This window comes from Pseudomonas sp. B2M1-30 (assembly GCF_025447575.1).
In the GTDB taxonomy this organism is placed as follows: Bacteria; Pseudomonadota; Gammaproteobacteria; order Pseudomonadales; family Pseudomonadaceae; genus Aquipseudomonas; species Aquipseudomonas botevensis.
On sequence record NZ_JAOEJT010000003.1, the window covers coordinates 309,798 to 330,880 of the forward strand.

Sequence of the window (21,083 nt, forward strand, 5' to 3'; positions counted from 1 at the left end):
CGGACCATGCAAACTCGTGACGACATTTTCAACACCCTGCGCGATGCCCTGGTCGAGCTGTTCGAACTGGACCCGGCCCGCGTGAGCCTGGAATCGAATCTGTATCAGGACCTGGAAATCGACAGCATCGACGCCGTCGACCTGATCGATCACATCAAGCGCCAGACCGGCAAGAAAATCGCCGCCGAGGAATTCAAATCGGTGCGCACCGTCAGCGACGTGGTCGAGGCGGTCTACCGTCTGGTTCAGCCGGCCGCATGAGCCGACTGATCGGCCTCGTCCTGCTGCTGGCCGGCCTGCTGTACCCCTTTGCGGTGTATTTCGGCATGGAGCATTTCGCGCCATGGCAGTTCGGCCTGCTGCTGGGCAGCCTGTGGCTGGCCCGCGCGCTGACCGGCGAGCGCAAGCCCGGCAGCCTGTGGATGGCCTGTGTCGCCATCGCGTTCTGCCTGCTGCTGGCGGCGTTCGACAGCCCGTTGCTGCTGCGCTGGTATCCGGTGCTGATCAGCGGCTTCATGCTGGTGCTGTTCGGCGTGAGCCTGAAATACGGTCCGCCGATGGTCGAGCGCCTGGCCCGTCTACGCGAGCCGCAGCTACCGCCCGAGGCGATCCGCTACACCCGTCAGGTCACCGTGGCCTGGAGCGTGTTTTTCTTCTGCAACGGTTTGTGCGCCGCCCTGCTGACCCTGTGGGCGCCGCTGCACTGGTGGATGTTGTACACCGGTCTGATCTCCTACGGATTGATCGGCCTGATGTTTGCCATTGAATGGCTGATACGACAACGGGTAAGAGGACGCCCATGAATTGGATAAAACTTGAGCAATTGTTGCTCAAGGCTCTGCCGGATCGCGCGGTCACCGACGCACCGGCACTGGATCATGCACACCTGCGCGAATGCGCCCTGAGCCTGGCCGCCGGCCTGCAAGCTCGAGGCGTGCGGCGTCTGGCCGTGCATCTGGAAGACGCCGCCGAGCTGGCGATCGCCCTGCTCGGTGCCTGGCGCGCCGGTGTCAGCGTGCTGCTGCCGGCGGACCTGCAAGTGCAGACCCGCCAGCGCTGGGCGACGGAGGTCGATCTGTGGCTGACCGATCAGTCCGACGACACGCATCCAAGCCACTTCCAGCATGCGCCCTTGAGCGGCGCCGAACTGGATCTCGACCAGTGCCGACTGAGCCTGTGTACCTCCGGCTCCAGCGGCGAGCCCAAGCGCATCGACAAGACCCTGCGCCAGCTGGCCAACGAAGTCGAAGCCCTGGAGCAACTGTGGGGCGCGGATCTGGGCGCGGCTTGCATCATCGGCAGCGTCGCCACTCAGCACATCTACGGCTTGCTGTTCCGGGTGCTGTGGCCGTTGTGCGCCGGGCGTCCGTTCCTGCGCCGGCAACTGGCGTTCCCTGAAGATATGCAACGGGCCAGCCGCGAGCATCCGGCCTTCGCCTGGGTCGCCAGCCCGGCGCTGCTCAAACGCATGGGCGACAACCTCGACTGGCCGGCCCTGAGCGCCGTGCGCCGGGTGTTTTCCTCCGGTGGCGCGCTGCCCCTCGACGCCGCGCAAAGCCTGCAGCAACGCTTGCAGCAATGGCCGACGGAAATCCTCGGCAGCTCGGAAACCGGCGGTATCGCCTGGCGTCAGGGCGAACAACCGTGGCAACCGTTCGCCGCTGTCGAGCTAAGCCAGGACGCCGACGGCGCCCTGCTGATCGCCTCGCCGTATCTGCCGGCCGGGCATGTCGAACACACCGCCGACGCCGCGCGCATCGGCGCCGATGGCCGCTTCGAATTGCTCGGGCGGCTGGACCGGATCGTCAAGCTGGAAGAGAAACGCATCTCCCTGCCGATGCTCGAACAGGCCTTGGTCGCCCACGCCTGGGTCGCCGAAGCGCGTCTGGGCGTGGTGCAGGAGAACCGCGCCTCCCTCGGCGCCTTGCTGGTGCTCAGCGAGTCGGGCCTGTACGCCCTGCGCGAACACGGCCGGCGCAGCCTGACCGAAACCCTGCGCCGGCATCTCGGCGAGCATTGCGAAGCCCTGGCCTTGCCCCGGCGCTGGCGGCTGCTGCGGCAACTGCCGCTGAACACCCAGGGCAAACTGCCTCAGGCCGAAGTCGAAGCGTTGCTGCTGGCACCCCGCCCGAAGGCGCCCGAAGTGCTGGAACAGGTCGAAACCGACGGCGAATGGAGCCTGCAACTGAGCGTACCGCCGGACCTGGCCTACTTCAGCGGCCACTTCCCCAAGGCCCCCGTACTGCCCGGCGTGGTGCAGGTCGAATGGGCGCTGAACCTCGGTCGGCAGCTGCTGAATCTGCGCGGCGCGTTCGCCGGCATGGAAGTACTGAAATTCCAGCAACTGGTGCGTCCCGGTGACGAAATCCAGTTGCACCTGCGCTTCGACCCCGAGCGCGGCAAGTTGTATTTCGCCTACCGCAATGACACGGCCACCTGCTCCAGCGGGCGGATTCTGCTGGGGGCTGGCGATGCATAATCCCTGTGCGGTCATTCCGGTCTACAACCACGAAAGCGCGATCACCACGGTGATCGATGCGCTGCTCGCCCAGGGCCTGCCGTGCATTCTGGTGGACGATGCCAGCAGCCAATCCTGCGCGCGGGTGCTGGACGGGCTGGCCGAACGCGAGCGGGTGTATCTGGTGCGGCTCACGGTCAATCAGGGCAAGGGCGGCGCGGTGATGACCGGTTTGCGCGAAGCGGCACGGCTGGGGTTCAGCCATGCCTTGCAGGTCGACGCCGACGGCCAGCACGACTTGCAGGACGTCAGCCGCTTCATCGAAGCGTCCCGCGCCCATCCGCAAGCGCTGATCTGCGGCTACCCGCTGTACGACGACAGCGTGCCTAAAGGCCGGCTCTATGCCCGCTACCTGACCCACGTCATGGTGTGGATCAACAGCCTGTCGCTGCAGATCCGCGATTCGATGTGCGGTTTTCGCGTGTATCCGCTGCCACCGACGCTGGCGGTCATCGACTCGGCGCGGATCGGCAAGCGCATGGATTTCGATTCGGACATTCTGGTGCGCCTGTCGTGGCGCAACCAGCCAATGCGCTGGCTGCAAACCAGCGTGCATTACCCGCTGGACGGGGTTTCGCACTTTCGCCTGTTCCACGACAACGTGCTGATCTCGAGCATGCACACCCGGTTGTTCTTCGGCATGTTGCTGCGCTCGCCGCTGATTCTCTGGCGACGGTGGCGCCCATGAGCGTCGAGTCCGACAACAAGCATTGGGCCGACCGCGAAGAACGCGGCAGTTTCCTGCTGATGAAATTCACCGCGTTTGCCGCCAAGGTCCTCGGCCGACGCCTGCTCAGCCCGCTGCTGTACGGCATCGTCCTGTACTTCTTCCTGTTCGGCCGCACCGCGCGCCGGAGTGCCTGGCAGTACCAGCAGCGCCTGGCGGACTGGAGCGGCCGTGAAGACCTGCGCCCGAGCCATTGGCGGGTGTTCAGCCAGTTCATGACGTTCGCCGACTCGATGCTCGACAAGCTCGACGTGTGGAACGGCAAGCTGCGCATTGAGCAAATCGAAATCATCGACCCGGCGCTGCTGCGCAACCAGTTGCGCGGCAGTCGCGGGCAACTGCTGGTCGGCGCGCACCTGGGCAATCTCGAAGTGTGCCGGGCGCTGGCGGAGATCGGCGAAAAGGTCACGATGAACGTGCTGGTCCACACCAAGCACGCCGAGCAATTCAATCGCCTGCTGGGTGAGGCCGGGGCAACCAATCTGCGGCTGATCCAGGTCAGCGAACTCGACCCGGTGATCATGCTGCAACTGCACGAACGCCTGGAGCGCGGCGAGTGGCTGGCGATTGCCGGCGACCGCGTACCGCTGCATGGCGGGCGCAGCGTCACCGTCGACTTCCTCGGCCATCCCGCACCGTTCCCGCAAGGGCCGTGGCTGCTGGCCGGGCTGCTGAAATGTCCGGTCAATCTGCTGATGTGCCTGAAGAAGCCCGACGGCCATTATCGCCTGACCATCGAACCGTTCGCCGACGCCGTGGAATGGAAGCGCAGCGAACGCGAACAGGTCATTCATCAGTGGGCAACCCGCTATGCCCTGCGGCTGAGTCACTATTGCCTCGAAGCGCCGCGACAATGGTTCAACTTTTACCCTTTCTGGAAGACCGATGACGACGCCAACCCATGAGCCGGTAACCTTCGGCGAACGCCCTTTGCGCATCGAAGACGTGCTGACCCTGGCCAACCGTCAGGCGCCCGTGCAGTTGCAGAGCGACGCCGACTACCGCGAACGCATCGCCAAGGGCGCTCGGTTCCTCGATTCGCTGCTGGACAAGGAAGGCGTGATCTACGGCGTGACCACCGGTTACGGCGATTCCTGCGTGGTCGCGGTGCCGCTGCATCACGTCGAGGCGCTGCCCCAGCACCTGTTCACCTTCCACGGTTGCGGCCTGGGCAAACTGCTCGACGCCCAGGCCACCCGCGCGGTACTGGCGGCACGCTTGCAGTCGCTGTGCCACGGCGTCTCCGGGGTACGGGTGGAACTGCTGGAGCGTCTGCAGGCGTTTCTCGAACACGACATCCTGCCGCTGATTCCGGAGGAAGGCTCGGTGGGCGCCAGCGGCGACCTGACACCGCTGTCCTACGTGGCCGCGACCCTTTCCGGCGAGCGCGAGGTGATGTTCCGTGGCGAGCGCCGTGCATCCGCCGACGTGCATCGTGAACTCGGCTGGACGCCACTGGTGCTGCGCCCGAAAGAAGCGCTGGCGTTGATGAACGGCACCGCCGTGATGACCGGCCTCGCCTGCCTGGCCTATGCCCGTGCCGATTACCTGCTGCAACTGGCGACCCGCATCACCGCGTTGAACGTGGTGGCGTTGCAGGGCAATCCGGAGCATTTCGACGAGCGTCTGTTCGCCGCCAAACCTCATCCGGGGCAGATGCAGGTGGCCGCGTGGCTGCGCAAGGATCTGGCGATCGACGAACCGACCGCGCCGCTGCATCGCTTGCAGGATCGCTACTCGCTGCGTTGCGCCCCGCACGTACTTGGCGTGTTGGCCGACAGCCTGAACTGGCTGCGCTCGTTCATCGAGACCGAACTCAACAGCGCCAACGACAACCCGATCATCGACGCCGAAGCCGAGCGCGTACTCCACGGCGGCCACTTCTACGGCGGGCACATCGCGTTCGCCATGGACAGCCTGAAAAACCTCGTGGCCAACGTCGCCGACCTGCTCGACAGGCAACTCGCGCTGCTGGTGGACGAGCGTTACAACCACGGCCTGCCGAGCAACCTGTCCGGCGCCAGCGCCGAGCGGGCGATGCTCAACCACGGTTTCAAGGCCGTGCAGATCGGCGCCAGCGCCTGGACCGCCGAAGCCCTGAAAAACACCATGCCGGCCAGTGTGTTCTCGCGCTCGACCGAGTGCCACAACCAGGACAAGGTGAGCATGGGCACCATCGCCGCCCGTGACGCGATCCGCGTGCTGGAGCTGACCGAACAGGTCGCCGCCGCCACGCTGCTCGCCGCCAATCAGGGCGTGTGGCTGCGCAGCCAGGCCGAGGATGCCCGGCCACTGCCGCCGTCGCTGGCGGCCATGCACGAAGCCCTCGCCAGGGACTTCCCGCCGGTGATCGAAGACCGCGCCCTGGAAGGCGAACTGCGCCTGTGCCTGCAACGCATCGCCGACCAGCACTGGAGGCTGCATGCGTAGCGCCGGAGTGCTTCACGCCGATACGGAAGTCCTCGTGCCGTTCTTCGACGTCGACACCATGCACGTCGTCTGGCACGGCCATTACGTCAAATACCTGGAAGTGGCGCGCTGTGCATTGCTCGACAAGATCGGCCACAACTACAACCAGATGGTCGACTCGGGTTACGCCTGGCCGGTGATCGACCTGCAACTGCGCTACGTGCGCGGCGCGGTGTTCGGCCAGCGGCTGAACGTGCGCGCGAGTCTGGTGGAATGGGAAAACCGCCTGAAGATTCACTACCTGATCACCGACGCCGGGACCGGCGAACGCCTGACCCGCGCCAGCTCCGTGCAGGTGGCGGTCGAAGTCAGCAGTCGCGAGATGCAACTGGCGTCACCGAAAGTCTTTACCGACGCCGTGGAAAGGATGCTGCGATGAACCTGTTTACGAAATCCCTGAGTGCCCTGGCGCTGTTGCTGGTGTCGTCGCTGGCCAGCGCCTTCGACCTGCAACAGTTGAGCGAACAACTGGCGAAACCGGACGTGATCCACGGCCAGTTCATCCAGGAAAAACACCTGCGCGCCCTGCCCCAGCCGCTGCTCAGCAAGGGCAGTTTCGTCCTGGCGAAAAACCACGGCCTGCTCTGGCTGCTGAAAACCCCGCTGCAGCAGGACTACCGCATCACCGCCAAGGGCATCGCCCGGCGTGACGCCAACGGCTGGGGATTGCTGCCGAACAAGAGCGCCGGTGCCGAGCAGAACCGTTTGTTCCTCGCCGTGCTGCAAGGCGACAGCAGCGGCCTGCAACGGGATTTCGAGCTGGCCCTGAGCGGCGACGCGCAGCAGTGGAAATTGACCCTGACGCCACGCTCGGTGCTGCTCAAACAAGTGTTCAACCGAATCAACATCGACGGCGGCGCGCTGGTAAAAACCATCGAGCTGCAGGAAACCCAGGGCGACAGCACCGTTCTGCGCATGCTGGACAGCATCGCCAGCCAACCCTTGAGCGACGCGGAGCAACATGACTTTGCCGAGTGAACGCAGGCTGCCGTGGCTATTCCTGATCCTGCTGCTGGCAGTCGTCGCACTGGGCGCCTGGCAGTGGCGCAACGGCGCGCCGCTGTCGGCCAACCTGATGGAACTTGTACCCGGCACCCACCCGGACGCGCTCGAACTGCGTGCCGAACAGCGCATGCAGGAGCCGTTGAACCGGGAAATGCTGGTGCTGGTCGGCCACACCGACCGCCAGCAAGCCGTCGCCATGGCCCAGACCCTCGGCGAGCAATGGCAGGCCAGCGGGCTGTTTGAGAAAGTGCAATGGAACCTGCAGGCGGACCTGCCGGCGCTGCGCACGCAACTGCTGCACGGACGGCTGGCGATGCTCTCGGCCGATGACCGGCAACTGCTGATCGAACACCCCGACACGTTCATCCAGCAACGGGTGCAGGCGCTGTTCGATCCGTTCGCCGGCTTCACGCTGGTGCCGAGCCAGGACGACTGGCTCGGCCTGACCGGACGCATCCAGAACAACCAGCCGCAGCACGGTTCGGTGCAACTGGACATTGGCAGCGGCGCATTGATCGCCGACGCCGACGGCAAGAGCTGGGTACTGCTGCGGGCGCGCACCACCGGCAACGCCTTCGACATGAACCTGCCGCTGCAAGTCGCAAACCTGCTGCAACACAGCCGCGAGCAGGCCGCGCAATCCGGCGTACAACTGCTGGCCGCCAGCGGCCTGTTGTACGCCGCCAATGGTCAGCAGCAAGCCACCCGCGAGATGACCTGGGTCGGCGGCGGCGCCACCCTCGGCATCCTGCTGCTGTTGTTGCTCGCCTTTCGTCGCTGGCGGGTGTTGCTGGCGTTCGTGCCGGTGCTGGTGGGCATGCTGTTCGGCATGGTCGCCTGCGTGGCGCTGTTCGGCCACCTGCATGTGATGACCCTGGTGCTGGGTTCGAGCCTGATCGGCGTGGCGGTGGATTACCCGCTGCACTATCTGTCCAAGAGCTGGAGCCTCAAGCCGTGGCGCAGTTGGCCAGCTCTGCGTGTGACCCTCGCGGGCCTGACCCTGAGTCTGATCACCAGCGCCATCGGCTACCTCGCGCTGGCCTGGACGCCGTTCCCGGCCCTGACCCAGATCGCCGTGTTCTCTGCCGCCGGCCTGCTCGGCGCCTACCTGTCGGCGGTGTGCCTGTTGCCGGCGCTGCTGAACAACCTCCAATTGACCCCGGCGCAATGGCCGCTGCGCCTGGCCGAACGACTGGTCAACCTGCGGGAAAAGCTGCTGGAGCATGCGCAAACCCCAACGTTGCTGGCCCTGCTGATCGCCTTCTGCGTCGGTGGCCTGCTGCAACTGGAAACCAGAAACGACATCCGCCAGTGGATCGGCGCGCCGCAGCATCTGACCGATGAAGCGCAAACCATCGCCCGCATCACCGGCTATCAGCCGACCAGCCAGTTTTTCCTGGTGCGCGCCGCCGATCAGCAGCAGTTGCTCGAACGCCAGGCCGCGCTGAGCGAACGCCTGGACCAACTGGTCAACCTCGACAAACTGCAAGGCTATCTGGCCCTCGATCTGTTGCTCAGCCCGGCCAACCAGCAACAGCAGGTGCGCGACGCACTGAACAGGTTGCCGCAGTTCTGGCAGCCGTTGCTCGACCTCGGCGTCCCCGAGGCGGCCCTGCAAGCGGAACTCAAGCAGTTGCAGGCGCTGCCGGTCGAGGACATCGACGCCGCGCTGGCCGGCCCGCTGGGTGAGCCGTACCGCACCCTGTGGCTCGGCCCGACCGACGACGGCGTGGCGGCGATGGTCAGCCTGCAAGGCCTGAACAACCCGGCGCTGTTGCGGGTGCAGGCGCTGGATTTGCCAGGGGTGATGCTGGTCGATCGCCTCGGCGACCTGAACAAGGTTTTCGCCCAGACGCAGGTCAGCGCCGCCGAACTGAAACTCGCTTCCTGCGCGCTGATTGTGCTGGTGCTGATGCTGCCGTTCGGCCTCGGTGGCGCGCTGCGCATCGTCGCCCTGCCGCTGCTCGCCGCGCTGTGCAGCCTCGCCAGTCTCGGCTGGCTGGGGCAGCCGCTGACGCTGTTCAGCCTGTTCGGCCTGTTGCTGGTGACGGCGATCAGCGTCGATTACGCGATCCTCATGCGCGAGCAGGTCGGCGGCGCGGCCGTCAGCCTGCTTGGCACCCTGCTGGCGGCGCTGACGACCTGGCTGTCGTTCGGTCTGCTGGCGGTGTCGAGCACCCCGGCGGTGAGCAACTTCGGTCTGTCGGTCAGTCTCGGGCTGGCGTTCAGTTTCATGCTCGCGCCGTGGGCCGGGCGCCACGCCCATGCCGTCGCGGTCACGGAGCCGGCAGCATGATGGTCATCGGGTTCTGGCTGATGGCGCTGGCGTTGTTCGCCGTGGCGACCCGCGCCGGTCGGCATGTCGGCCTGATCCCGATTGTCAGCCAGTTGCTGCTCGCCAGCTTCGGTCTGCCGCTGTTGATGTACTTCTGGATCGAGCCGGGCTGGCAGCTCAGCGGCGCCGAACTGATCGCCCCGGCGTGGCTGAAAAACCTCTACAGCCTGGCCTTCGCGCTGTTGCTCGGGCACATCCTCAGTGACGTGATCGACCTGCGCCTGGATCGCCAGAGCGTGAAAATCGCCGTACCGAGTTTCGCCGTGCCGTTCGCCTGCGGCCTCGCAGTGGCTTATTGGTTTTTGCCGGCGCAGCCATGGATCAATTCGCTGGCCGTAGGTCTGGTGTTCGCGATCACGGCAATCCCGGTGCTTTATCTGTATCTGCGCCACATCGACTACCCGCCCGCCGCCACCCGGCGTCTGGTGCAGACCGCGATCCTGATCGACCTGACCTGCTGGACCCTGTTCGGCCTCGCCCAGGGCAGCCTGCATCTGAGCAGCCTGCTGCTGCCGCTGGGGCTGGCCTGTACACCGTTGCTGCTGCGCGTATTGGGGCTGCGCAAGCCACTGACTTTCAGCATCGGTTTCTTCGCGTTGCTGGTGGTCGCCGAGCATTTCAAACTCAACGCACTGATCTTCGGCATCGGCTACCTGTTGTGCATGGCGCTGCTCAAAGTGCCGCTGGTATTGCCGCTGCCGACACGCTGGATGAGCCGCTTGCAGACGTGGATCGCGATTCCGCTGATCCTCACCTTCGGCATCGTCCAGATCGACGTTCACAGTGCGCTGTCCAGCCTGAGCCTCGGTCAATGGGCGGCACTGCTGCTGTTGCCGATCATCAGCAAACTGCTGGGCAACTGGCTCGGCCTCGGCTGGGCCGGCGCGTCGTTCGAAGGCGCCAGCCGCTGGCGCGAAAGCGTGCTGCTGAACATTCGCGGCTTGAGCGAAATCGTCTTTCTCAATCTCTTGCTGCACCAGCAGCTCATCAGCCCGGCGCTGTATTTCGCGCTGATGCTGATGGGTTTGATCGCGACGCTGCTGCCGGCCCTGATCGGTCTGCACCGTGCATCGCTGCATCACGTCGCCGTCCCGGCAAGGAGTTCGCGTGCCAATCGCTGAAATGGAATCCCGTCAGGTGGTCATCATCGGCGCCGGCCCGTCCGGCGCCATCGCCGCCGCCCTGCTCAAGCGCAAGGGCCATGATGTGCTGGTGCTCGAGCGCGAGCATTTCCCAAGGTTTTCCATCGGCGAAAGCCTGCTCTGCCATTGCCTGGATTTCGTTGAAGAAGCCGGCATGCTCGACGCCGTATATGCCGCCGGATTCCAGCGCAAGACCGGTGCGGCCTTCGCCTGGGGCGAGCGCTACAGCGCGTTCGATTTCAGTGACACCTTCACCGCCGGCAAACCGACGACCTTCCAGGTGCAACGCGCCGACTTCGACCAGTTGCTGGCCGATCAGGCGGCGTTGCAAGGCGCGCAAATCCGCTATGGCGAGGCCATCGTCCGCGTCGATTTCGCCCAGACGCGACCGCAACTCGATGTACGCCGTGAGGACGGCAGCGAATACCGCGTCGAAGCGCAATTCGTGCTCGATGCCAGCGGCTACGGGCGGGTGTTGTCACGTCTGCTCGACCTCGAAGCACCATCGAATTTCCCGCTGCGCCAGGCGGTGTTCACCCACGTCGAAGATCACATCGACAACCCGGCGTTCGACCGCGAGAAAATTCTCGTCAGCATCCATCCGCAGCATCGCGACATCTGGTTCTGGACGATCCCGTTCAGCAACGGCCGTTGCTCGGTGGGCGTGGTCGCCGCAGCCGAACACTTCAACGGCCGCGACGCCGATCTGGATGCCTGCCTGCGCGGTTTCGTCGAGCAAACTCCAAGCCTCGCCGGGGTACTGCGCAACGCCGTATGGGACACCCCGGCGCGCGCCCTCGGCGGCTACGCGGCCAACGTCAAGACCCTGCACGGTCTGGGTTTCGCGCTGCTGGGCAACGCGGCGGAGTTTCTCGATCCGGTGTTCTCTTCCGGCGTCACCATCGCCATGCGCTCGGCCAGCATGGCCGTCGCTGTGCTGCATCGGCAGTTGCAAGGCGAGGCCGTCGACTGGCAACGCGAATTCGCCGAGCCGCTGAAACGCGGCGTCGACACTTTCCGCTGCTACGTCGAAGGCTGGTACGCCGGGACCTTCCAGGACGTGATTTTCCACGAGCAAGGCTCGGCGGACATCCGTCGCATGATCTGCTCGATCCTCGCCGGTTACGCCTGGGATGAACGCAACCCGTTCGTCAGCGAAGCGCGCCGCCGGCTGAAGATGATTTCCGAACTCTGTGCAAAGGACGCCCCATGAATTACTTGAGCGACAGCTACGTCGAGGAAACCCGTTTCGGCTTCTGGTTCCTGCGCAGCCACACCTGGCAGCACCACGTATTGCGCGTCGCGATCAATGATCTGCGCGGGCTGTTCGGCGAGTCGTTGCCCGTCAATCCGGTGCTGCTGGATGCCGGTTGCGGCCAGGGCAAGTCGTTCCGCCATCTGCGTCAGACCTTCACTCCGCAGCGCTTGATCGGCGTCGACGCCGACCCGCACAGCCTCGAACTGAGCGCTGAAGAAGCCGCGCGCCAGGGCTTTGAAGTGGAGTTGATCGGCAGCGACTGCGCGACCCTCAACGTGCCGGACGCCAGCGTCGATCTGCTGTTCTGTCACCAGACCTTCCATCATCTGGTGGAACAGGAAAAAGCCCTGGCCGAGTTTTACCGGGTGCTGAAACCGGGCGGTTACCTGCTGTTCGCCGAGTCCACCGAGGCCTACATTGATACCTGGGTGATCCGCTGGCTGTTTCGCCACCCGATGCATGTGCAGAAGAGTGCGGCGCAGTATCTGCAGATGATTCGCCAGCAGGGTTTCGCGTTCAGCGAGTGCAACGTTTCTTACCCGTATCTGTGGTGGAGCCGTTCGAAGGATTTCGGTTTGCTGGAGCGCCTTGGCTTGCGCCAGCCGAAGCCGTTCGGACAGCGGGAAGAGACGCTGGTCAATGTCGTGGCCCGCAAGCCGCTGGAAGAGGCTTCCTGATGTCGCACATAACCTGTGGGGGCGGGCTTGCTCGCAAAAGCGCTGGATCTATCGCTTGCCACGCTGGATGGTCGTCTGCATTCGCGGGCAAGCACGCTCCCACAAGGACGGCAGTGTGGCGACTCATGGTGCTCGCCTTCACCTTGCTGTTGAGCGCCTGCGCCAGCCAGGCCCCGCTGCCGGCCGGCAACCCGACGTTGCCTCTGCCGCTGCAACTGCACATCGAACGCGTGCAGGCCGAACAGCGGCAGGACTGGCTGCTGGTGATCCAGCGCGAAGGCCCGGGCATTCGCTGGTCGATGATGGATCCGCTGGGCATTCCCCAGGCCCGTCAGCAGCTGATCGACGGACGCTGGCAGGCCGATGGCTTGCTGCCGCCCAACCCGGAAGCGCGAGAGCTGTTCGCCGCCCTGCTGTTCGCCCTGACGCCGGCCGGTGAACTGGCACTCAATTATCCCGCCGCGCAGCAGCAGGGCGGGCAACGCTCCCTGCCGGCGCGCTGGGACATCCGTTATTCACAACCGTTGAGCTTCGAATTGAACCTGCCCCAAGGCCCGCAGTATCGCGTTTCTCCACTCGGTGAACCGACACCATGACCGCCTATCTGAATGCCCTCGGCGTGATCTGCGCCCTCGGCCGCGACAAGCAGGAAGTCGCGCGCAACCTGTTCGCCGGCGACTGCTCGGGCATGCGCCACGAATCCGGCTGGGTGCCCGAGCGCGAGCTGCCAGTGGCCGGCGTACAGGGCGAACTGGCGCCGATCCCAGCGCACTGCACGCAACACAACAGCCGCAACAATCGATTGCTGCTGGAAGCCGCGTTGCAGATCCGCGCCGACATCGAACAGGCGATCCAGGCCTACGGCCGCGAGCGCATCGCCGTGGTGCTCGGCACCAGCACCTCGGGTATCGACGAGGCCAGCCAGGGTCTGGCCCGGTACATCCGCGACGGGCAGTTCCCCGCCGACTACGACTACCGGCAACAGGAGCTTGGCGCTCCGGCGAACTTCCTCGCCGAGTGGCTGCAACTGAGCGGCCCGGCGTATGTGATTTCCACCGCCTGTACCTCCAGCGCCCGGGCCTTGATGAGCGCCCGGCGGTTGCTCGATCTCGGCCTGTGCGACGCGGTGCTGTGCGGTGGCGTCGACAGCCTGTGCAAACTGACCCTCAACGGCTTTTCCGCGCTGGAAGCAGTGTCCGGTGAGCGCTGTAATCCGTTCTCGGCCAATCGCAACGGCATCAACATCGGCGAAGCGGCGGTGCTGTTCGTGATGAGCAAGCAGCGCGGCAGCGGCCCGGCCATCGCCCTGCTGGGCGCCGGGGCCAGTTCCGACGCCCACCATATTTCCGCTCCGGAGCCGTCGGGCCGTGGTGCCCTGCAAGCGATGCAGAAGGCCCTCGACCGGGCGCAACTGCAAGCCACGCAGATCAACTATCTGAACCTGCACGGCACCGCCACCCAGCACAACGACGCCATGGAAAGCCTCGCCGTCGCCACGCTGTTCCCCCAGGGCGTGGCGTGTTCTTCGAGCAAGCCGATGACCGGCCACACCCTCGGTGCCGCCGGTGCGCTGGAAGCGGCGTTCTGCTGGCTGAGCCTGAGCGACGACAATCCCGACCACGCCTTGCCGCCCCATGTCTGGGACGGCCAGGCCGATCCGGCCCTGCCGCCGCTCAAGTGGGTGACCGCGAGCGAACGCCTGTCGTCCATTGCACCCCGCTACCTGATGAGCAACTCGTTTGCCTTCGGTGGCAATAACGTCAGCCTGATTATCGGAGACGCCCCATGACCGACTGGCCGCTCGCCGAACTGCTGCCCCACGCTGGCGACATGATTCTGATCGACCGGATCCTGAGCTTCGACGAAGAACAGATCCACACCCGCCTCACGGTCAAACCCGACGGCCTGTTCAACCTGCCCGACGGCAGCCTGCCGGCATGGGTCGGCATCGAACTGATGGCGCAAAGCGTCGCGGCCTTCGCCGGTTGCCACGCGCGGCAGAAAGGCAATCCGGTGGCGCTGGGTTTCCTGCTCGGCACCCGCAAGTTCGAGTGCAACGTCGAGTCCTTCCCGGCGGGCAGCGAACTGACCATTCATGGCATCCGCTCGCTGGAGGATGACAATGGCATGGGTGTGTTCGAATGCCATATCAATGCACCCGGCATCGAGGCCAGCGCCCGGCTCAACGTTTTCCGTCCGCCCCAAGCAGCGCAGTATCTTGAACAGAACAAGGAGTCGCACGATGACTGAATCCATCCTGGTCACCGGCTCCAGCCGTGGCATCGGCCGCGCCATCGCCTTGCGCCTGGCCGAGGCCGGCCATGACATCGTCGTGCATTGCCGCAGCGGCGTGGCCGAGGCGCATGCGGTGCAAGGCGAAATCGAAGCACTGGGGCGCAAGGCCCGCGTCCTGCAATTCGACGTCGCCGACCGCGAAGCCTGCAAACGCATTCTCGAAGCCGATGTCGACACCCACGGCGCGTACTATGGCGTGGTGCTCAACGCCGGGCTGACCCGTGACGGCGCGTTTCCGGCCCTGGGCGATGACGACTGGGACGTGGTGCTGCGCACCAACCTCGACGGTTTCTACAACGTCCTGCACCCGGTCATGATGCCGATGATCCGGCGCCGTGCCGCCGGGCGCATCGTGTGCATCACCTCGGTTTCGGGGCTGATCGGCAACCGTGGCCAGGTCAATTACAGCGCTTCGAAGGCCGGGGTGATCGGCGCGGCGAAAGCGTTGGCGATCGAGCTGGCCAAGCGCAAAATCACAGTCAATTGCGTCGCGCCGGGTTTGATCGACACCGCGATGCTCGACGAAAACGTGCCGGTCGAAGAGCTGATGAAAATGATCCCCGCACAACGCATGGGCACGCCCGAAGAAGTGGCCGGCGCGGTGAATTTCCTGATGTCGGCGGAAGCCTCGTACATCACCCGCCAGGTGCTGGCGGTCAACGGAGGCTTGTGCTGATGAAGCGCGTTGTCGTCACCGGCATGGCCGGCATCACCTCGCTGGGCAGCGACTGGGAAACCATCGCCGGCAACTTCGCGGCCAACCGCAGCGGCATCCGCCGGATGGACGAGTGGGATCGTTTCAGCGAGCTCAACACCCGGCTGGCCGGGCCGATCGACGACTTCCTGGTGCCGGCGCACTGGACGCGCAAGCAATTGCGCAGCATGGGCCGGGTTTCGCGCCTGGCGGTCGGGGCGGCGGAACAGGCCCTGGCCGACGCCGGATTGCTCGGCGACGAATCGATCAAGGACGGGCGCATGGGCGTGGCCTGTGGCTCGTCCACCGGCAGCACCGACGAGATCAAGGCGTTCGGCAACATGCTGCTCAACTCGGTCGCCGAAGGTCTCAACGCCAACTCCTACGTGCGGATGATGCCGCACACCACGGCGGCGAACATCAGCATCTTCTTCGGTCTCACCGGTCGCCTGATCCCGACGTCCAGCGCCTGCACCAGCGGCAGCCAGGGCATCGGCTATGCCTACGAGGCGATCAAGTTCGGTCGCCTGCCATTGATGCTCGCTGGCGGTGCCGAAGAGCTCTGCCCGACCGAAGCCATGGTCTTCGACGCGCTGTATGCCACCAGCCTGAAAAACGATGCGCCGCACACCAGTCCGCGTCCGTATGACAAGGGCCGCGACGGTCTGGTGATCGGCGAAGGCGGCGGCATGCTGGTCCTCGAAGAGCTGGAACACGCCCTCGCCCGTGGCGCGCGGATCCACGCCGAAATCGTCGGTTTCGGCAGCAACGCCGACGGCCAGCACACCACTCGTCCCGAACAGGTCACCATGCGCCGCGCCATGGAACTCGCGCTGGAAGACGCCGGCCTCACGCCCGACGTCATCGGCTACGTGAACGGTCACGGCACCGCCACCGAACAAGGCGACATCGCCGAAACCCTGGCCACCAGCAGCCTGTTCGGCGAACGCATGCCGATCAGCTCGCAGAAAAGCTTCCTTGGCCACACCCTCGGTGCCTGCGGTGCGCTGGAGTCGTGGTTCAGCATCGAAATGCTCAACCGCGACCTGTATGTGCACACGCTCAACCTCGACGAAGTCGACCCGCACTGCGGCAAACTCGATTACCTGCGCGGCGAATTCCGCCAGATGCACCACGACTACGTGATGAACAACAATTTCGCCTTTGGCGGGGTCAACACTTCGCTGATCTTCCGCCGCTGGTCATAACCGTCGTAATCCAGGTCAAGGAGACCTCACATGCGCTTCAACAAACTCGCTGCCGCCGCCACCCTGCTGATCTGCGCCTTGCCGGCCGTCAGCCAGGCCCGCGACACGCCGGTGTTCCTGCCGTTCGACAAAGCCGTCGCCGAAGCGACCCGCACCGGCAAGATCGACGGCAGCGTGAAGTTCTACCTGGCCGGCAACACCCCGGCCGGCAAAGTCAGCGTCATCAGTCCCGGCGCCGTGACCAACAAGAAAACCAATGCGTTCAACAAGTCCGACACCGAAGCCTGCGAATGGGTGGTGCAGTCGGCAATCATCAGCCTGCACCAGGCCGCCAAAAACGCCGGTGCCAACGCCGTGACCAACATCGTCAGCTTCTACAAGAGCAACGAACGCAAAGACCCGACGACCTACGAGTGCCACGCGGGCGCGATCATGGCCGGGGTTGCGTTGAAGGGTGATCTGGCGACCGTGAAGTAATCGCCAGGAATGACAAAGGGCGCCGTTCGGCGCCCTTTGTCATTTCAGAGCATATTTTTACGGCCAACATTCACTGTCTACACTGGATGAATTCCCCACTCGCTACGTCAAGGAGATGACCATGCAAGTGAAAGCCCTGATCGCCGCCACACTGTTCAGCCTGCTCCCCGGCGCCAGCCACGCCACCAACCTCATGTACATGCCGTTCGAAACCGTATTGGCGGACGCGCTGCGCGCCGGGCGGATCGATGGCAGTGTGAAGTTTTATCTGGCCGGTAACGGGCCGCAGGGCACTCAGCAGTTGTTGCGCAGGGATGTGATCAGTGATCTGGGCACCAACGGTTTCAACAAGAGTGATCGCGATGCCTGCGAGTGGGTGCTGCAGTCGAACCTGATCAAGCTGCAGGCCGATGCCAAGCGGATCGGGGCGAATGCGGTGACCAATATCGTCAGCTACTACGACCAGCATGTACGCAAGGATCTGAATACGTATGAGTGCCGGGTGGGGATTTTCGTCGCGCGGGTGGCGTTGAAGGGGGATCTGGTGCGGTTGCCTTAGCCATTGCGGGCAAGCCCGCACATTTGGAACGCGTTCCCCCTGTGGGAGCGGGCTTGCCCGCGAAGAGGCCAGCGGCCATTAGCCGATCAAGGGTTCAACCTTGCGCGTGAGCAGGTCGACGAAGGCTTTGGCCATCGGTGACTTCTGGTCCTTGCGCTGTACCAGCCACACCGCCGAAACCGCCGCCGGATCCAGCAGTGGCCGATAGACCACACCGTCGATGCGCATCCGTTGATAGGACGCCGGCAACACCGAGACACCCAGCCCCGCCGCCACCAGACCGATAATGGTCATCGCCTCGCCAGCCTCTTGGGCAAAATGCGGACTGAAGCCGGCGTCTCGGGCCAGGCTGAGCAACTGCGCGTACAGACCGCTGCCATAGCTGCGTGGGAAAAACACGAACGGTTCGAGCGCCAGCGCCGAAAGAAACAGCCCTTCCTCGGGACCCTGCACCAGCGGATGTTTGGAGCTGAGCACCGCCACCAACGGTTCGCGCATCAGCTCCACGACACTCAACGAATCCGGCAGGCCAAGCGGGCGCATGATCCCGACTTCAATCGACTCTTCGACCAACGCATCCGCCACTTGAGTGCTGCTCATCTCCCGCAGATTCAGATGCACCGCCGGGAAGCGCTGGCGAAAGGAAAAGATCGCCTGGGGAATGGTCGAGTTGAACGGCGCCGACGAGGTGAAGCCGATCTTCAACTCACCGAGTTCACCAAGCTGCGCGCGCCGGGCCACATCCGCGGCCTTATCGACCTGCGCCAGCACCAGCCGCGCCTCCTCCAGAAACAATCGGCCCGCCTCGCTCAGCTCAACCCGACGATTGGTCCGCTCGAAAAGCCGTGCGCCGACCTCTTGCTCCAGCGCCTGAATCTGCTGGCTCAGTGGCGGCTGGGAGATGCCCAGTGCCTGTGCGGCGCGGCCGAAATGCAGCTCTTCGGCGACAGCGATGAAGTAGCGCAGATGACGCAATTCCATGGAAGCCCCATTAGGTCGTTAAAGCTATCAAACAGGTCGAACAATATATTGGATAGAAACATTAGCCAGCTATATGATTTTTTCATTGCCTGCCTGGCCGTGCTCCTCCGAGGTCTGATGTGAAAACCGCCGTTGCCCCCCTTGCCCATGAAGTCCCGCCCGCTGCTGCGGATGATGTGATGACCGAGCTGCAAGAGATCTACATCGAAAAAGGCACGCCGATGTTCATGCGCACGGTGCTGGCGCTGTTCAGCGGCGGTTTCGCGACGTTCGCCCTGCTGTACTGCGTGCAACCGATGATGCCGCTGCTGTCCCATGAGTACTCGATCAACGCGGCGCAGAGCAGCCTGATCCTGTCGGTGGCGACCGGCATGCTGGCGTTCGGTCTGCTGATTACCGGGCCAATCTCCGATCGGATCGGGCGCAAACCGGTGATGGTCACCGCGCTGTTCGCGGCCGCGCTGTGCACCATCGCCAGTTCGGTGATGCCGAGCTGGCACGGCGTGCTGCTGATGCGCGCGCTGATCGGCTTGTCGTTGAGCGGGCTGGCGGCGGTCGCCATGACTTACCTGAGCGAAGAAATCCATCCGCAGCACATCGGTCTGGCGATGGGCCTGTATATCGCCGGTAACGCCATCGGCGGGATGAGCGGACGCTTGATCACCGGGGTACTGATCGATTTCGTCAGCTGGCACACGGCGATGCTGGTGATCGGTGGCCTGGCGTTGATCGCGGCGGCAGTGTTCTGGAAAATCCTCCCGGAGTCGCGCAACTTCCGCTCTCGTTCGCTACACCCGCGCAGCCTGCTCGACGGCTTCACCATGCACTTTCGCGATGCCGGCCTGCCGCTGTTGTTTCTCGAGGCCTTCGTGTTGATGGGTGCGTTCGTCACCCTGTTCAACTACATCGGCTACCGCCTGCTGGCCGAGCCGTATCATCTGGAACAGGCGTTCGTCGGCCTGCTGTCGGTGGTGTACCTGTCGGGCATCTACAGCTCGGCGAAAATCGGTTCGCTGGCCGACAAACTGGGGCGCCGCAAAGTGCTGTGGGCGACCATCGCCCTGATGTTCGCCGGCCTCGCCCTGACGATGTTCACGCCCCTGTCGCTGGTCATCATCGGCATGCTGATCTTCACCTTCGGCTTCTTCGGCGCGCACTCCGTCGCCAGCAGCTGGATCGGCCGCCGCGCAACCAAGGCCAAGGGCCAGGCGTCATCGTTGTACCTGTTCAGCTATTACGCCGGGTCGAGCATCGCCGGCACAGCGGGCGGCGTGTTCTGGCATTGGGGCGGATGGAACGGGATCGGCCTGTTCATCGGCGCGTTGCTGCTGGTGGCGCTGATCGTGGCGTTGAAACTGGCGAAGTTGCCGCCTCTCGGTGGCGTTAAGGCCTGACCAAATCCCTGTAGAGAGCTTGCTTCCCTCTCATCTCTGATCCATGTCTGACATTGGATCGCGCAAACAAAAACGCCCGGCACAAGCCGGGCGTTTTTTATTGACGCGCGATCACTCGTGATACTGCGCCGACAACTCATGCACCGCGCGCAAGAACGCGCCGGCGTGTTCCGGATCGACTTCCGGGGTGATGCCGTGGCCGAGGTTGAACACGTGGCCGCTGCCCTTGCCGTAGCTGGCGAGGATGCGCCCGACTTCGGTGCGGATCGCTTCCGGTTTCGCGTAGAGCACGGTCGGGTCCATGTTGCCTTGCAGCGCGACCTTGTCGCCGACGCGGGCGCGGGCGTTGCCCAGGTCGCAGGTCCAGTCCAGACCCAGCGCGTCGGCGCCAGCGTCAGCGATGCTTTCCAGCCACAGGCCGCCGTTCTTGGTGAACAGGATCACCGGCACCTTGCGCCCTTCGTGCTCGCGGATCAGGCCGCTGACGATTTTCTTCATGTAGGCCAGGGAGAATTCCTGATACGCCGCCGCCGACAGGTTGCCGCCCCAGGTGTCGAAGATCTGCACCGCTTGCGCGCCGGCCATGATCTGGCCGTTGAGGTACGAGGTCACCGACTGCGCCAGTTTATCCAGCAGCAGGTGCATGGCTTGCGGGTTGTCGTAGAGCATTGCCTTGGTCTTGCGGAAGTCCTTCGACGAACCGCCTTCGACCATGTAGGTCGCCAGGGTCCACGGGCTGCCGGAGAAACCGATCAGCGGCACACGGCCATTCAGTTCGCGGCGGATGGTACTGACCGCGTTCATCACGTAGCCGAGGTCTTTGTGCGGATCCGGGATCGGCAGGGCTTCGATGTCTGCCAGGGTGCTGACGACTTTCTTGAAGCGTGGACCTTCACCGGTCTCGAAGTACAGGCCCTGGCCCATGGCATCGGGGATGGTGAGGATGTCGGAGAACAGGATCGCCGCGTCCAGTTGCGGATAGCGGTCGAGGGGTTGCAGCGTGACTTCGCAGGCGAATTCCGGATTCATGCACAGGCTCATGAAATCACCGGCCTGGGCGCGGCTGGCGCGGTATTCCGGCAGGTAGCGGCCGGCCTGGCGCATCATCCACACAGGGGTGACGTCTACGGGTTGCTTGAGCAGGGCGCGAAGGAAACGGTCGTTCTTCAGGGCAGTCATGTCGGCATCCGGAAAAAAAGTGCGGGCATTTTCTCAGAGCGCGACGCAAAAGGCACGGATGCAGGTCAGCCTTTTGTCTATCGGGTCAATTTGTCGCAATAATTTCGCTGATTTCAGCAACACCTGGAAACCAATGTGGGAGCTGGCTCGCCAGCGATGCAGGCA

At 64.3% G+C, this 21,083-nt stretch carries 22 protein-coding genes; 20 read left to right on the top strand and 2 right to left on the bottom strand.

Going from position 1 to position 21,083, the window contains the following annotated elements:
- The first annotated feature begins 6 nt into the window (after positions 1–6).
- From N8H74_RS07980 to N8H74_RS08070, 19 genes are all read left to right on the top strand, one after another.
- Positions 7–261 carry an acyl carrier protein gene (locus N8H74_RS07980; RefSeq protein ID WP_007947135.1) on the top strand — a complete coding sequence of 85 codons (255 nt, stop codon included), beginning with the start codon at positions 7–9 and terminating at the stop codon, positions 259–261.
- On the top strand, positions 258–803 hold the full coding sequence (locus N8H74_RS07985) for a hypothetical protein (protein WP_217832003.1): 546 nt from the start codon (positions 258–260) through the stop codon (positions 801–803). Before N8H74_RS07980 ends, N8H74_RS07985 begins: the two co-directional genes overlap by 4 nt.
- On the top strand, positions 800–2,479 hold the full coding sequence (locus N8H74_RS07990; RefSeq protein WP_262146854.1) for an acyl-CoA synthetase family protein: 1,680 nt from the start codon (positions 800–802) through the stop codon (positions 2,477–2,479). The genes N8H74_RS07985 and N8H74_RS07990 overlap by 4 nt, the downstream gene beginning before the upstream one ends.
- Complete coding sequence (locus N8H74_RS07995) at positions 2,472–3,206, top strand: glycosyltransferase family 2 protein (protein ID WP_262146855.1); 735 nt, start codon at positions 2,472–2,474, stop codon at positions 3,204–3,206. The genes N8H74_RS07990 and N8H74_RS07995 overlap by 8 nt, the downstream gene beginning before the upstream one ends.
- Complete coding sequence (locus tag N8H74_RS08000; RefSeq protein WP_262146856.1) at positions 3,203–4,150, top strand: glycosyl transferase; 948 nt, start codon at positions 3,203–3,205, stop codon at positions 4,148–4,150. Before N8H74_RS07995 ends, N8H74_RS08000 begins: the two co-directional genes overlap by 4 nt.
- The gene (locus N8H74_RS08005; protein WP_262146857.1) at positions 4,131–5,675 is read left to right on the top strand and encodes an aromatic amino acid ammonia-lyase; all 1,545 of its coding nucleotides are present in this window, start codon (positions 4,131–4,133) and stop codon (positions 5,673–5,675) included. Before N8H74_RS08000 ends, N8H74_RS08005 begins: the two co-directional genes overlap by 20 nt.
- A complete protein-coding gene (locus N8H74_RS08010; RefSeq protein ID WP_217831994.1) occupies positions 5,668–6,093 on the top strand; it encodes an acyl-CoA thioesterase in 426 nt (141 codons plus the stop codon). Before N8H74_RS08005 ends, N8H74_RS08010 begins: the two co-directional genes overlap by 8 nt.
- A complete protein-coding gene (locus tag N8H74_RS08015; RefSeq protein ID WP_262146858.1) occupies positions 6,090–6,692 on the top strand; it encodes an outer membrane lipoprotein carrier protein LolA in 603 nt (200 codons plus the stop codon). The genes N8H74_RS08010 and N8H74_RS08015 overlap by 4 nt, the downstream gene beginning before the upstream one ends.
- On the top strand, positions 6,676–9,015 hold the full coding sequence (locus tag N8H74_RS08020) for an MMPL family transporter (RefSeq protein ID WP_262146859.1): 2,340 nt from the start codon (positions 6,676–6,678) through the stop codon (positions 9,013–9,015). The genes N8H74_RS08015 and N8H74_RS08020 overlap by 17 nt, the downstream gene beginning before the upstream one ends.
- Positions 9,012–10,175 carry a sodium:proton antiporter gene (locus N8H74_RS08025; RefSeq protein WP_262146860.1) on the top strand — a complete coding sequence of 388 codons (1,164 nt, stop codon included), beginning with the start codon at positions 9,012–9,014 and terminating at the stop codon, positions 10,173–10,175. The genes N8H74_RS08020 and N8H74_RS08025 overlap by 4 nt, the downstream gene beginning before the upstream one ends.
- On the top strand, positions 10,162–11,409 hold the full coding sequence (locus N8H74_RS08030; protein ID WP_262146861.1) for an NAD(P)/FAD-dependent oxidoreductase: 1,248 nt from the start codon (positions 10,162–10,164) through the stop codon (positions 11,407–11,409). Before N8H74_RS08025 ends, N8H74_RS08030 begins: the two co-directional genes overlap by 14 nt.
- Positions 11,406–12,131: a class I SAM-dependent methyltransferase gene (locus N8H74_RS08035; RefSeq protein WP_262146862.1), complete on the top strand. Its 726-nt coding sequence runs from the start codon at positions 11,406–11,408 to the stop codon at positions 12,129–12,131. Before N8H74_RS08030 ends, N8H74_RS08035 begins: the two co-directional genes overlap by 4 nt.
- 113 nt (positions 12,132–12,244) lie before the next feature.
- Positions 12,245–12,727 (top strand): hypothetical protein, encoded by a 483-nt coding sequence (locus N8H74_RS08040; protein ID WP_347710401.1) that lies wholly within the window; start codon positions 12,245–12,247, stop codon positions 12,725–12,727.
- Positions 12,724–13,920: a beta-ketoacyl-[acyl-carrier-protein] synthase family protein gene (locus N8H74_RS08045; protein ID WP_262146864.1), complete on the top strand. Its 1,197-nt coding sequence runs from the start codon at positions 12,724–12,726 to the stop codon at positions 13,918–13,920. Before N8H74_RS08040 ends, N8H74_RS08045 begins: the two co-directional genes overlap by 4 nt.
- Positions 13,917–14,381, top strand: coding sequence for a hotdog family protein (locus N8H74_RS08050; protein WP_262146865.1), 465 nt, complete (start codon positions 13,917–13,919; stop codon positions 14,379–14,381). Before N8H74_RS08045 ends, N8H74_RS08050 begins: the two co-directional genes overlap by 4 nt.
- Positions 14,374–15,102, top strand: a complete 729-nt coding sequence (gene fabG, locus N8H74_RS08055; protein WP_217831979.1) for a 3-oxoacyl-ACP reductase FabG — start codon at positions 14,374–14,376, stop codon at positions 15,100–15,102. Before N8H74_RS08050 ends, fabG begins: the two co-directional genes overlap by 8 nt.
- Positions 15,102–16,328 (top strand): beta-ketoacyl-ACP synthase, encoded by a 1,227-nt coding sequence (locus N8H74_RS08060; protein ID WP_262146866.1) that lies wholly within the window; start codon positions 15,102–15,104, stop codon positions 16,326–16,328. Before fabG ends, N8H74_RS08060 begins: the two co-directional genes overlap by 1 nt.
- 30 nt (positions 16,329–16,358) lie before the next feature.
- Positions 16,359–16,805: an excinuclease gene (locus N8H74_RS08065; RefSeq protein WP_217831976.1), complete on the top strand. Its 447-nt coding sequence runs from the start codon at positions 16,359–16,361 to the stop codon at positions 16,803–16,805.
- A gap of 121 nt (positions 16,806–16,926) precedes the next feature.
- Positions 16,927–17,364 (top strand): excinuclease, encoded by a 438-nt coding sequence (locus N8H74_RS08070; protein ID WP_217831974.1) that lies wholly within the window; start codon positions 16,927–16,929, stop codon positions 17,362–17,364.
- Positions 17,365–17,442: 78 nt separating this feature from the next.
- Here N8H74_RS08070 and N8H74_RS08075 read toward each other — a convergent pair whose 3' ends face one another.
- On the bottom strand, positions 17,443–18,345 hold the full coding sequence (locus N8H74_RS08075; protein WP_217831973.1) for a LysR family transcriptional regulator: 903 nt from the start codon (positions 18,343–18,345) through the stop codon (positions 17,443–17,445).
- A gap of 119 nt (positions 18,346–18,464) precedes the next feature.
- On the opposite strand from N8H74_RS08075, the gene N8H74_RS08080 reads away from it, so the two are divergent.
- Positions 18,465–19,739, top strand: a complete 1,275-nt coding sequence (locus tag N8H74_RS08080) for an MFS transporter (RefSeq protein ID WP_217831972.1) — start codon at positions 18,465–18,467, stop codon at positions 19,737–19,739.
- 111 nt (positions 19,740–19,850) lie between these two features.
- On the opposite strand, the gene hemE is transcribed toward N8H74_RS08080, so the two are convergent.
- Positions 19,851–20,918 (bottom strand): uroporphyrinogen decarboxylase, encoded by a 1,068-nt coding sequence (hemE, locus tag N8H74_RS08085; RefSeq protein ID WP_217831971.1) that lies wholly within the window; start codon positions 20,916–20,918, stop codon positions 19,851–19,853.
- Between the last annotated feature and the right edge of the window lie 165 nt (positions 20,919–21,083).

Bases quoted from the DNA above. Each gene is read 5' to 3' on its own strand.
- N8H74_RS08045 (WP_262146864.1), top strand. From the start codon at position 12,724: ATGACCGCCTATCTGAATGCCCTCGGCGTGATCTGCGCCCTCGGCCGC.
- fabG (WP_217831979.1), top strand. From the start codon at position 14,374: ATGACTGAATCCATCCTGGTCACCGGCTCCAGCCGTGGCATCGGCCGC.
- N8H74_RS08000 (WP_262146856.1), top strand. From the start codon at position 3,203: ATGAGCGTCGAGTCCGACAACAAGCATTGGGCCGACCGCGAAGAACGC.
- N8H74_RS08060 (WP_262146866.1), top strand. From the start codon at position 15,102: ATGAAGCGCGTTGTCGTCACCGGCATGGCCGGCATCACCTCGCTGGGC.
- N8H74_RS08015 (WP_262146858.1), top strand. From the start codon at position 6,090: ATGAACCTGTTTACGAAATCCCTGAGTGCCCTGGCGCTGTTGCTGGTG.
- N8H74_RS08075 (WP_217831973.1), bottom strand. From the start codon at position 18,345: ATGGAATTGCGTCATCTGCGCTACTTCATCGCTGTCGCCGAAGAGCTG.
- N8H74_RS07990 (WP_262146854.1), top strand. From the start codon at position 800: ATGAATTGGATAAAACTTGAGCAATTGTTGCTCAAGGCTCTGCCGGAT.
- N8H74_RS07985 (WP_217832003.1), top strand. From the start codon at position 258: ATGAGCCGACTGATCGGCCTCGTCCTGCTGCTGGCCGGCCTGCTGTAC.
- N8H74_RS07980 (WP_007947135.1), top strand. From the start codon at position 7: ATGCAAACTCGTGACGACATTTTCAACACCCTGCGCGATGCCCTGGTC.
- N8H74_RS08005 (WP_262146857.1), top strand. From the start codon at position 4,131: ATGACGACGCCAACCCATGAGCCGGTAACCTTCGGCGAACGCCCTTTG.
- N8H74_RS08025 (WP_262146860.1), top strand. From the start codon at position 9,012: ATGATGGTCATCGGGTTCTGGCTGATGGCGCTGGCGTTGTTCGCCGTG.
- N8H74_RS08010 (WP_217831994.1), top strand. From the start codon at position 5,668: ATGCGTAGCGCCGGAGTGCTTCACGCCGATACGGAAGTCCTCGTGCCG.
- hemE (WP_217831971.1), bottom strand. From the start codon at position 20,918: ATGACTGCCCTGAAGAACGACCGTTTCCTTCGCGCCCTGCTCAAGCAA.
- N8H74_RS08070 (WP_217831974.1), top strand. From the start codon at position 16,927: ATGCAAGTGAAAGCCCTGATCGCCGCCACACTGTTCAGCCTGCTCCCC.
- N8H74_RS08035 (WP_262146862.1), top strand. From the start codon at position 11,406: ATGAATTACTTGAGCGACAGCTACGTCGAGGAAACCCGTTTCGGCTTC.
- N8H74_RS08065 (WP_217831976.1), top strand. From the start codon at position 16,359: ATGCGCTTCAACAAACTCGCTGCCGCCGCCACCCTGCTGATCTGCGCC.
- N8H74_RS08050 (WP_262146865.1), top strand. From the start codon at position 13,917: ATGACCGACTGGCCGCTCGCCGAACTGCTGCCCCACGCTGGCGACATG.
- N8H74_RS08020 (WP_262146859.1), top strand. From the start codon at position 6,676: ATGACTTTGCCGAGTGAACGCAGGCTGCCGTGGCTATTCCTGATCCTG.
- N8H74_RS07995 (WP_262146855.1), top strand. From the start codon at position 2,472: ATGCATAATCCCTGTGCGGTCATTCCGGTCTACAACCACGAAAGCGCG.